Genomic DNA, 11,423 nt, shown 5'->3' on the forward strand with positions numbered 1-11,423 from the left:
CCGCTACTATCGATCCAATACCTAGTCAGGATTTCTGCAACAGCCACGAACTATAAGAAGATGTCCAAGCCATGTAGGTATAGCTTTCTCTAAGGTTTAGCTTTGATAACTATCCCTTTCCTGACAAACTATTGTGGCAGAGGGATTTCCTAAGGTTTGGTCTGCAACTAGTATAAAATGATCTTTTTGGTCACCGGACCACGCGAGGTATGCACGACCAGTAAGAACAAGCCGCTCGGATTACCAGCAAACGTCAACTCCTGTTGTGGTTCTCCCTGCTGACTTAGGGTGGTTGTGAACAGGAGCTTTCCTAAGGCATTGTAGACGTGCACTTGGTCAAGCGTAAAATTGGCCTGCTGCCATTCCAGTATGACGGCCCCGGGAGCGGGACTCGGATAAACGCGTAGGGCTTCTGCGGGCGACAAATCCAATACGGTAAAGGGCTGAGCACTGTTTACCCGCCCCCCTGTCCCGGCTATGGTCCAGGGACCAGAGCTTGCGCCTCTGGGCACGCGCACGGTAACACTCGTGGCGGTAGTTGCCAGGATAGCGGCTTGCACATCGCCTATATAGACCGTATCCAGGTGACCCTCCACCAAGAAGTTGCTGCCCGTTAAGGTAATCACTTCTCCCACACTGCCTTGTGCGGGCGAGAAAGAAGTCAGAGCAGGCGGTGGCAGAAACGTGAAGGCGGCCGTAGACTGCGCCATACCACCTGGAGTAGTAACCCGGATCTGGCCTGTTTGCGCATCCACAGGAACCCGCACCTGCAGACGCGTACTCGTCGCCTGCACCAGCGAGACGGTACCACCGGCCAGCGAAACAGTCGTGCGGGTCGGCGCAAAATGGGTGCCCGTAATGGTGAGCAAATCCCCCACTTTGCCACGGGCTGGGCTAAAGGAAGTGAGCGTTGGTGCACTCCAGACGGTGAACGGCTGCGCGCTGGTCACGCCTCCCCCCAGCGTACGGAGTTGGATAGCGCCTGATGTTGCCCCGGCGGGCACGATCACCTGCAGAGACGTCATTGAGGCGTACTGCACCAAGGCTGGGATGCCATTGAACCAGACGGTATCCTGCGAAGCCAGCGACGAGAAGTGGGTCCCTATGAGTGTAACGAGGCTACCTACTATTCCTTCACTAGGCTGCATCGCCGTTAGCGTGGGAGGCTGATACGCCACAAAATGTTCTCGGCTGCGCGTGGCTCCGTCAGCCGTTACGATTTCGATCGGGCCCGGCGTTGCCCCCGCCGGTACCCGAACCGTTAGGGAAGTGGCCGTGGCCGTGAGCACCGGCGCGGCTACCCCGTTAAAGCGGATGCGGTTGGCCGCAGCCGTTGGCCCAAAGCGTTGGCCGCTCAGGGTGACCAGCGTACCCGCCCGCCCTTGTGCGGGCACAAAGGCCTGGAGGGAAGGCGACACAAGCACGTTTTGGGCTTGCACCTGCACGGCCGGATTCACGACTAATGGGACATCATAGATGCGGTTAACCGTGGTATTAGTGCGGACAGGCTCATTATAGTCAAAAAAGATATCGGCGAAGTTCTCAACCTTAGTTTGCGGAGCTAAACCCGCTTTCGGCTGGACGCTGAACTGCACGAACCCGTTGCTGCCTACTGCATCGCGCGAACTAGGCGGCAGCATGAGGCGGTCGAACGTAAAGGTGAGCACAGGGCGACCATGGCCCCGTACGCTGAGCCGGTACGGGTGCGAGGCTGCGCTCACGCGCAGGGTACGCAAGTCCAGCTCGGCGGCTAGGGTATCAACCACTTCGACACGGTACGCGTCGTCGGTCCCCGTATTCTGGAAGCGAATTTGGTAACGCAAGGGGGTATTGGTCGGGGTAAAGTGTTGTGCGGTCACCCCCGTGGGCACCACCAGCTTATCATTCGGATCGTAGGAGTCCAGAATGGGCTGGCAGTCCTGTGCTGTCTCGGGGCCCGGTTCATTCGGGGGCTGAGAGCGCATGTTCGCATTCGCTTGCCCTGGAGTACTAAGTGTTCTTACCTCTACCGTTTGACTGGCTACGCGCTGCGTAGGATGACCAGCCGGCTGGTCCGCCTCCAGCCGAACAACAGGACGTGTCGCCGGCACGCGCAGCACTAGACTATCGCCAGCGGCCAGCTGGTACTGGTGGAGCAGGGACAATTCCCCGTCCTGGTAGAGGCGCAAGGCGGCACTGTCGCTCATCGTAGTCGCGGCGGTATTACGTACCACAAAGCGCACCTGATTACCTGGCTCTGCTTTACCCTGCACCGTGACGGACGCCTGGCTCCAGGTTGGAGGCACTGGGTAGCTGTTGCGCGGGGTGATCGTCGCCTCGGTACACACGGTCTGTCCACGTAGTGCAGGAATGCCGCATACAACCGAATCCTGCAAAACAATCGTGCCGGCTGCGCCAGCGGCGAGGGAGCCTACTTGAAACAAGTAATGTCCCCGCGTGTCGCGAGTATAGGGCTGGTTAGCGGATACTACTACCACCTCTGGCGGAAAAGCCACCGCTACCGCTACATCAGCTGCTGCCGCGTAGCCATCATTTCGATAAGCAACCGTGGTCGTATTGCGGAAGCATCGGCGGCGGCGATTGGACGCAATGCTCACGCGCAAAAAGGGACTGGTGCTGACCTGCAAGCCAAAGTCTACCTTGTTCACCACCTTGTTGTAGGTCCGCAACGCAATAGCTATGGCCGGACTGCACGAGTGCTGCACTTGGCGTCCCACTTCCTCGGGAGGAAGAAGCGGGCGTACTTGGTAGCGTCCGGTGTCAACGGCCAAGACGTAGCTACCGTTCTCATCAGTCATACCGTAGTACCCGCCGGGCTCCGCGACAACGGCCATATTACTCAGCACGGGCTCGTTGCTCTCGCGTTGACAATTCCGATTGAGGTCGTGGTACAATTGACCACTGATCAGGTTGGTGGGTGGCTGCTGGGCCGAGCCAAAGAACTGAACCACGTCGCTGCCGCTTCTCATACTTAGCAGGCGCGTGGCCGATCGGTTCACCGATACGGCGGTGCCGTAGCTGGGCATGGGCGTCTCCCGGCTGCCGTCCGCGGAAAAGATCTTTCCTTCGTGCGCGAAGCTCGCCACGTATACGTTGCCGCGGCCGTCTACGTCCAGATCGACTAAGCCAACGCTAATGCCATTGTACGGGGGGGAGGGACCAAATTGCTGCATGACTTGTCCCTGCGCATTGAACTTCTGCACTCGCTTGCCATCGTAGTCGGCCACATACACGTTGCCCGCCCAGTCCACCGCCACGGCTCGGGGTTGCAGAAACTGCCCAGTCCCCAGACCGGGCCCCCCAATGGTCCCCATCAACACGCCCTGAGAAGTGAGCCGGCGGATACGATGCCCGTATTTATCGGATAAATAGATCGTTCCATTGGCCCCCACCGCTAGGCCATTGAAGTACTGATAGCCCTGCGTAAAGCCAAAGGAGGTAAGGCGTTGTACCTGTTGCCCTTGAGCAGTATATTTGATGAGTTCCGAGGACGTGTCGCTCGTGCCAAGCACGTAAATCGTACCGGCGGCATCCACGGCAAACCCGCCCACATACTTGCCCCCGACACTGGCGTTGAAGGACAGCGTCAGTTGGCCCCCCGCATTGTATTTGCGGACTGTGCTGCCATCATAGGTAAACGTGTTACCGGCTTCGTCCTGGCGCACATAGTCCAGCGAGGTAAGATTCCCCCACCGTTGACGCAAGGTACTTACGCCGGCAAACTTATAGAGGTGATTCTGAAATTGCTGGTGGGTAAAGTCTGTCGCGTACAAATTACCCGCTTGGTCAAAAGCCATGGCCGTGTGGGTACTACTGGAAAAGCGTTGACTGATCGTCCCCAACAATGTTCCACTAGGACTATAGCGGCTAATTCCGGCTTGTGAATAGGAAACCAGCAGGTTTCCCGCCGCGTCCAGCAACAGCACCTTGGCCTGATTGTATAGATAGCCGCCCGTTGCGTTGCCTAAGGAAATCCGGGCCAATAACTGACCGCTTGGGCTCAGCTTCGTAACCAAGGCATTGTCGTAGAGCAGGTATAGGTTGCCGGCGGCATCCACATCCACATCTTCCAACGAAGTGCTAGTGGGCATACTCGGCAGACTAATTTCTGGGAGCAAAGTGCCTTGCTGGTCGAAGCGAAACAGGCGCCTGTTGTTGCCGTCCGCCACATAAATAATACCTGTTGGCCCTACGCACAGACTGGATACAATAGAAATCTGCCCAGGCTGATAGCCATTGTTGCCACAATGCATTAATAGCTGCCCGTCGGGGCTATGCTTGCGAATCAAGTCATTCGGGGCGCTCGTGCCAACACTGGCCGTGTACACATTGCCCGCCGCATCCAGCGCGAGGGCCTCAACGCTAGCGGCGGGCGAAAGAGGCTTGAAGCTGGTTACAAACTGTCCGGTCGAGTCCAGCTTAGTTACCCCCCCGTCGGCAAGATAGATGTTGCCTTCGCGATCGACAGCTACGTCCCGAGGTCCCCAGACAGGGGTTCCCAGCATTCTTTCCAAGTGGTAGCTGCTCGATTGTGCATAGGCTACCGGTTCGCAGAAGCTGAGCAGCAAACAAAAGAAAAGTAGAAATCTAATCATAGCGCAACACAATACTGAACAGAATGATTTAGGATAAAATCATGATAGCAAGCAAAGATAGAACGCGCTCTCATAAATAAAATAGGGCGGCGCTATATTCTTCTTTTGTTTCTTAGTACCTCAATTCAGGTGACTAGCAGCGTCCGCTAAGGCAGGTAACAGCTTGCGGAAAACCGACAAACGCTTTAGTTGTGAACTAAGTTGATTTTGTAGGATTATTCTATAACTGCATGCGATCGAGCATACTTGAATCTACCGCCAAGAGATAAGCCGTTATCTGTGTTGTAGCGCCTGCTGGTGGGGCCGGGCCCACTAGTAGAGAACCGTAAGCGCACTAATGCGTTTCTGCCTTTATCCCGCTGCAAGAAGCACAGTTCTTGACTGCCCAGTATCGGTCATCTATAGCACTCACCAGCCAGCAAACTGGATAGGGCGACACCCCGCCGCAGGTTACAATCACGCACTTGTACTTTTAAGATTCTGCTCACCGTGCGGTCCCCTGCTGCAAGGCGGGACGGAGGCATTTGCCTGCCAAGTAGGGGCCGTGACGGTGACCCAGCCGGATGCACAGACTTCTGTTCCTGATGGTACGAGCGCGTGACGGCACCGTAACGCGTGAGAAACAGATCTTACTTGGTAGAAGACAGCCAAGTTACGTTTGCTGCGCAATGGGCTAGAGAATGCCTGATATAGCTTGTAGGATATTTTGAAAAAAGAGTGTGAAAGGATGGTTGCCCTGGACATCTTGTGGTAGTCCCTTTACAAAATGTCCAAGACCCCAAGTCCTATTTACCGATTGGTATTTAGCAGAGGTTAGCGGCTATTTGGTTACTCGTTAAGCTCGTAATACCTTACAGCACTCCCTAGTTCGTTCGCTCATCTCGTCTCTCATGAATCCGCACAAACGCCAAGCGATCCTGAACTTACCGGCCCCAGAACGCTACGGGTACCTCTTGCGGAAGGTGGCTGATTTTGAGGCTATCTGGCTGATTCGAGATCCGGAAGGAATCACGATGCTCACCGATGATTCCGGACAGGCGATGCTTCCCGTATGGCCAGAGCAAGCGTTTGCTGCTTTGCTTCTAACGGGCGAGTAGCAAGCCTACCAGACCGCAGCAATGCCGGTGGAGGAGTTTCTCTCTTGGTTAGATGAGTTGCAAACCCAGAACATCCACGTGGCAGCTTTTCCTACCGAAAGCCTACAAGGCATTGTCGTGGAAGCACATGAAATGAAGAACCATCTGCTGCATGAACTGGAACAATACCAGTAGTTAGTGACAGCCCAGGGCCTTGGTTAGGGCGTATAGCGTTGCTTATAACGTCTTCCAAATGGACGTTTAGAAAGCGTTATAACAGGACTTTACTTGCAGAGCAGCGATCATTTCACTGGGGGATAATAACGTACCGCCTCCTGATGACGCCGCCACGCTTGCTGTATGCTTGGCCGTAACAAGCGGTGGAGGGTCGAATCGCGACTCAGCTGTAAAAGTTGACGACCAATTTGGGGGCTGGCTTGTACATCCGCCAAGTCACTCACCTGCCACGAGGCATCTAGCAGCTGGTTGTCCGTCAAACGCGTAGCCCACTGCAAGCCGGGAAATACGGGCGTCAGTAGAGCCGTACGAAAAGACCTAGGATAGAGCTCAAGTGGGTCTATTTGTTGCATGGCTACTACTTGCAAGCCGCGGCGGAAGAGGACTCGTTTCGTCCGCCATACCTGCGGACGAGCAAACATGCTCGTAGTGGGTTCCAACATGGCTCTCTGCTCAAACGAGAGCAGCAGCAGGAGGAACCAGCCGCTCTGTAGCACTAGCAGCGGTCCCCACAGCAGCCACGGCAAGGTGCGCCATAACCCTCGTAGCACACCGGTTCGCTGCCAAAGCATCTGGCAAGCCGGAAAAACAAGCCCCCATAGTCCCAAACGGGGCAGGTTGCCGAGGGGAAGCGGCGTAAATTCAAGGGGCGTAGTCAGCGTCAGCAACACAAACCCGAGGCTCAGCAGCCAAGTACCGATGACGAGACTCGGTAGATATGGCTTAACGGGCATGACACGTGAGCTAGGCTTCAGGGATAAAGTACCAAAAATAGCGAGGGAAAACAGGAAGCCAAAATCAGTGCGATTCTAAGAATGTCCGTATAACACAAATTATGTTAATGACCTTTTTTGAGAAAGTAGTCGTCTAATGCTTCTGACTTCCTGCTTTCGGAAATCCTATTTTATACGGGGCAAGTGGATCCTCTTTCTTCGCGCTCGCAGCAGGATTTTGCATGGCTGATTGCAGCATGATCATCACGGCGGTAGACTGTCGGCTGATCTGAGTTTCATACTGCCGTACGGTAAAGGTGTGCTGTGGATCTTGCCGCATGGCCGGGGTGAGCTGTGCCTCCAAGGGGAGGTGTTTGCCGCCAGCGATCACTTGGTAATCACAGAGCAGATATTGATAATAGCCCTCCTGGACATTGATGGCGATGGTATACTCGATCGGCTGCTCGATGCGCGCGCGCGCTTGCAGCAGAGGAATCGTCATTTTGGCGCGAGCAACGAGTACCCCGACCTCTTTCTTCTCGGTCACAGGCACCGCATGGGTGAGGGATGTACTCTGGGCGAGCCATCCCTTTGCCCGGGCATACAGCTCTGCTCGGCTTACTCCTGTGGTTGGTATGCGTTCCGTATAGGTGACCTTTTGGGTGCGCGCGGAGATGGGTAAGGTGACCGCATTGGTTACTTGAGCATAGAGCCTGCTGGAAGAGAAGAGGAGCAAGCAAACAAGCAGGAGCAATCGCATAAATAGTCTATTAGAAAGAGGGCAGGTAAACGTAAGCAGACTTCCAACAAATACCGCCAAGGCTTACCGTCTACGGGTCCGAGAAGTCCCATTATGATAAGTAGAGGCAGGAACAGGGCCTGATAGGCAGGTCTTATCAGGCTTTATGATGGCATAATTCCCACACTTACTTGGAGCAGGGAGCAGCGCCCATTAACTCATTCCCACCTGATGCAAGTTGTACAACCGTAGTAGTGGTGCGCTACCGTTGCGAGGCTGGCTTTACGCGAATTCCTTACAGCAAAAATAGCTTGGCGTAGTCGTGGTAAATAGCCCTTATCGCTTGCTGGTCACGGGCGGCTGCTTGCACGAGCTCTCCCTCCTCGGTCAGGGTCGCCGTTATCCTGGCGCCGTCGCGGTAGAAGAACTCATACCCCTGTTCTTCTGTATCCAGAAAGGCCGCTTTAGCATTCACGAAGCGGCTCAGGTGCACAAACCAATTTTTAATGCTCGCCGAGCGTTGAAACAACTGACTCATGCGAGAGGTCGCCGCATCGAAGCTGACAAAGGCATAGTCACTCGAGGGCACTGGCTTGATGTCCAGATATATACAGCCAATTCGCCCGGTGGTAGGCGTGGGAAAGTACGCGGGATATCCACTTCGTTTCTGGAACAGGAGCCGCCAGGGCCACGCATCGCCATGGTGATCACGGATCCTCTCTTTTAAGTAGTCGACCAGTGCTTCATCCAACGGGAAGTCCAGGGTAACACACGTGCCAAAAGGCGCTGCTAACTGCGTCAGGGAACCCACCTCCATAAGATGCGTGCGCAACGACGGCTCCGCAGTTCGTTTGATCAGCAGCACGTAACTATAGTCGAGTCCCATGGCGTCGGGTAGATACAGAATGGATGCTTCGTAGAGCGAACGTACCACACCGGGCGACGCGGCGCTACTAGGTGGGGATGGCCATTTTCCTGCGAGGGTGTTTATGACCCAGGTGGCTGTTGCCACAATCGAGCAGCAAGCAAAATACCTTCCTGAGCGAGCCCTTTTCTAGCGACCGAACAGCGAAACCCAGCTTGTCTCCGGAGGGAGCATACGAAAGTGTCGGCTTTTACAACAACCATAATTATGACGTTGATCCATTATGGTGAGAATGGTCGGGAGCAGACCAATAAGCTGCTTTCTTATTTTTGTCTGATTTAGGAACCCATATTCTAACGTTTGTATAGGAGCTGTATGCTCAAGACCGAGTTGCGAGAGCGCTTACTGACTATAGAAGAATATTTTGTCGGCATGGGAAAAAATAATGCGCTTTTTCACCCTGAAGCCGCGGCAGCAGCAGCAATCAATCCGGTTCTGTGCGGCTCTGCTTTCACGCAACATGATGCTCTACAACTGATTGCCGTGCTCGAGGCTGCTGAGCAGGAGCTTCATTATGATGGTTCAGCTTGGCTTGATTATAAATTAAGCTGCAAGAATGCCTTACAGCAACTAGGCTTCGATACTGAGGCAGAACGAATTCAGTTCTGATAAGCGATTCTACGCTCCCTGTTAACTTAGTTGACCCTGAGCTAGGTCTAGAAAACAATTAGGTGATGGATCCTTTAGGCCCTGTTCTCGCCCAATATAAACAAGCCGCCATTGCGCATGGAGAAGCAACCGCTCAGGGAAATTACCGGGCGGGCAATCACCAGTATGAACAGTTGAGCCGGCACTATCTGACCTTGCGAAGGGCAGGTAGCGAAGGCCTGGCACACTTGCTTCCCCTGTTAGCTGACCAGAACCCGAGCGTGGCCTGCTGGGCCGCCACGCACCTGCTGCCCTATGAGGAGCAACAAGCACTCGACACGTTGACCCGAATAGCGACCCAGACGGGCATCATTGCTTTCAATGCAGAGATGACGCTACAGGCGTGGCAAAGCGGACGCCTCCAACCAGACGATTCTACTGATTGACGCTGAATGAACAAGGGGTATGACGACAAGCAACTTGCCTGGGACAACCGAGCTACGGCTCCCGGACACCGACCGTGCACAAAGCTTCTTATACGATCTCGCAGTAGGGTACTACCCTTTCTGGGAGTACCGCACCGATTACGGCGTGGTGACCACTAACAAGTAGCAATGCACACGATCCAATTCCTCGGCGCTTACTGGTATAACCGGCCGCAAACGCTGACGCAGTGCGTGCAGCAGCTAGCTGCCTTTCTCGTGGCGTTACAGCAGCACAATGCGCAACTCTATGGCAACTGGTTCGAGAAGGCCCCCAGCAAGCAAGCGGCTTTGTTGAAGCCTGTGCAGTTGGACTATTCATCTGTTTTACAGGTGTTCCCTAAAAATGCCGGGGAGGCGAGCTTGCCCGAAACGAGCTTTCGTGTGGGTTTGTGGAATGGCGCCCGCAAGGAGCAGGAGGCAATCCAGTTGAGTGTCGCACTCGGCAGCCGGGAAACAAAGTACTTCCCAAACAACTGTTTGATTCGCTTGAGAGAAAGTATCGCTGCTCAAGCTTTCTATGCAGAGAAAGCGAACATTGCCGAACTGGAACACCTCCTGCGCCGAGCTTGGCAACCAGAATGGCTCGTCCTACAATAACGTCGACGAGTAGGCCGAGAAGTTGAACTAGGCGAAGAGGGGAAAACCAGATCGGAAAGGGACTGCTGGCCTCCCGCCTTTAAGGCTACCGATGGTACAGCAGCCCGAGTACGAATGCCATCCAGAAGGTCCAGTACAGCAGGTAGGCGCCCAGCCCACAGGCGGCCAGTAACAGCGGCACTCCCGTCCAGCGATACGCGCGAACCAGCGCGGCATACCCTGCCATGGCGATTAGGAACACGGCGCCCCCTGTCAGCCAGGCGGTCGGTATCCCGAGGCTCCCCACACGCCTGGCCATGTAGAGTAGCAAGTAGACACTGCCACTCGTGGCCACGAGCCACGCCAGGCTCAGCACGAGCACGAGTAAGCGAAGCCCCAGGGAGTGAGACGGCAGCGTCAGGCGGACGAACCAAAGGGAAGTCATTCGAAAAGGCTGGATGGTAAGGGGAAGCGAAAAAGGTTACGCCAACGCTAATGCAAGCAGTTCTCGCATGCGGAAAACACTCGAAGACCAGCTCCAAGCGGTACTGATAGCTAATGTAGTCCGATAGGTCGAATTATGTTTAATAAGGCTCATTTCTCCTCAGCGAGAGGGTCGTTTCGTGGTCGTATTGACGCTTGGCGCAGCAGAGAGCAGCAGCACCGCGGGACTGAGTTGATGATTGATCAACTGCTGGTCCGTGGCGAGGCTTTTGTCGGTAAGGGGAGGCAGTTTACCCAGCTTGACCAACCAAAACGCCTTCTCGGCGGCGAGTTGCTGGGCAATATCGGCCAACAAAGCGTAGTGCTTGGTCAGGAGTGGATCCAGTCGTGTCATCGCTTGCTTTACTTGCTGGGGCAATTGCTGCAGCTGTTGCTGGTCCGTCTCAGATACGATCGGTTGGCTCCCATCCGGCAGTGGGTCGCGCAACAACGACGCGCGGCGGCGGATAGCATAGAGTTGCACGTGAATAGAATCGAGTAGTTGCTTATCGCTGAGCGAGAGCACCTGTTCCAGGCGGCGACGTTGTTGCCCGATCGTTGGGGTGACATGCAGGCGATAGTAGGCGATGCGTGCTTGCTGCGCAGGCGTCAGGGCTTGCGTATGGGCGAGCTGGGGTGTTGCCCAACTCAGCAGAATAAGCAGCCCGCACAGCACAATGCTCGATTTCATGATAGAGAAAAAGACAGAATAGGCCCCTTACGAAGTAGCACGCCTGCACTGTCCTTGCGCTACAAGGTAGTTGCATTAATGAAGGCTGTTCAAAGTAGATAAAAACTAGAAATACACAGCCTGTCAGCTGATCCGAATCCTCGAAAAAGTTGATTGACATACTACGTTTGGGGCCGCCACGAGCTAGGCACCCATTTCCCCTAACTTATGTGTCCGAAGAGCAACCCGTGTGAGAAAGTCCGCGATTGACAGGGGCCCCACCCCGCAGATTATGTCTTGACCCACACGGGTTCATTTTGGAAGCCTGAATAGTTC

9 protein-coding genes and 1 pseudogene are annotated in these 11,423 nt (G+C 54.9%); 4 read left to right on the forward strand and 6 right to left on the reverse strand.

Annotated features, from left to right (window positions below; all coding sequences use genetic code 11):
• Nucleotides 1-167: 167 nt before the first annotated feature.
• Nucleotides 168-4,505, reverse strand: a complete 4,338-nt coding sequence (locus BXP70_RS27755; protein ID WP_179197882.1) for a DUF7619 domain-containing protein — start codon at nucleotides 4,503-4,505, stop codon at nucleotides 168-170.
• A 980-nt stretch (nucleotides 4,506-5,485) separates the two neighbouring features.
• On the opposite strand from BXP70_RS27755, the pseudogene BXP70_RS30755 reads away from it, so the two are divergent.
• A pseudogene (locus BXP70_RS30755) lies at nucleotides 5,486-5,866 on the forward strand (DUF2750 domain-containing protein).
• Nucleotides 5,867-5,973: 107 nt separating this feature from the next.
• Here the strand turns inward: BXP70_RS30755 and BXP70_RS27770 are convergent.
• The 3 genes from BXP70_RS27770 to BXP70_RS27780 form a co-directional block, all read right to left on the reverse strand.
• Entirely contained in the window at nucleotides 5,974-6,642 is a 669-nt protein-coding gene (locus BXP70_RS27770) for a hypothetical protein (protein ID WP_086597389.1), read from the reverse strand.
• Between the two features lie 133 nt (nucleotides 6,643-6,775).
• Nucleotides 6,776-7,381 carry a DUF4468 domain-containing protein gene (locus BXP70_RS27775; RefSeq protein WP_086597390.1) on the reverse strand — a complete coding sequence of 202 codons (606 nt, stop codon included), beginning with the start codon at nucleotides 7,379-7,381 and terminating at the stop codon, nucleotides 6,776-6,778.
• Nucleotides 7,382-7,655: 274 nt separating this feature from the next.
• A complete protein-coding gene (locus tag BXP70_RS27780; protein WP_143436746.1) occupies nucleotides 7,656-8,294 on the reverse strand; it encodes a hypothetical protein in 639 nt (212 codons plus the stop codon).
• A 306-nt stretch (nucleotides 8,295-8,600) separates the two neighbouring features.
• Between BXP70_RS27780 and BXP70_RS27785 the strand changes: the two genes are divergently transcribed.
• The 3 genes from BXP70_RS27785 (at nucleotide 8,601) to BXP70_RS27795 (ending at nucleotide 9,955) form a co-directional block, all read left to right on the forward strand.
• Nucleotides 8,601-8,894, forward strand: a complete 294-nt coding sequence (locus BXP70_RS27785) for a hypothetical protein (protein WP_086597392.1) — start codon at nucleotides 8,601-8,603, stop codon at nucleotides 8,892-8,894.
• A gap of 65 nt (nucleotides 8,895-8,959) precedes the next feature.
• Nucleotides 8,960-9,319, forward strand: a complete 360-nt coding sequence (locus tag BXP70_RS27790) for a DUF2019 domain-containing protein (protein WP_086597393.1) — start codon at nucleotides 8,960-8,962, stop codon at nucleotides 9,317-9,319.
• A gap of 168 nt (nucleotides 9,320-9,487) precedes the next feature.
• A complete protein-coding gene (locus tag BXP70_RS27795; RefSeq protein ID WP_086597394.1) occupies nucleotides 9,488-9,955 on the forward strand; it encodes an Imm52 family immunity protein in 468 nt (155 codons plus the stop codon).
• A gap of 85 nt (nucleotides 9,956-10,040) precedes the next feature.
• Here BXP70_RS27795 and BXP70_RS27800 read toward each other — a convergent pair whose 3' ends face one another.
• Both BXP70_RS27800 and BXP70_RS27805 read right to left on the reverse strand, forming a co-directional pair.
• The gene (locus BXP70_RS27800) at nucleotides 10,041-10,379 is read right to left on the reverse strand and encodes a hypothetical protein (protein WP_086597395.1); all 339 of its coding nucleotides are present in this window, start codon (nucleotides 10,377-10,379) and stop codon (nucleotides 10,041-10,043) included.
• A 159-nt stretch (nucleotides 10,380-10,538) separates the two neighbouring features.
• Nucleotides 10,539-11,108 carry a hypothetical protein gene (locus tag BXP70_RS27805; RefSeq protein WP_086597396.1) on the reverse strand — a complete coding sequence of 190 codons (570 nt, stop codon included), beginning with the start codon at nucleotides 11,106-11,108 and terminating at the stop codon, nucleotides 10,539-10,541.
• Between the last annotated feature and the right edge of the window lie 315 nt (nucleotides 11,109-11,423).

The organism is Hymenobacter crusticola, assembly GCF_002154225.1.
Taxonomy (GTDB): domain Bacteria; phylum Bacteroidota; class Bacteroidia; order Cytophagales; family Hymenobacteraceae; genus Hymenobacter; species Hymenobacter crusticola.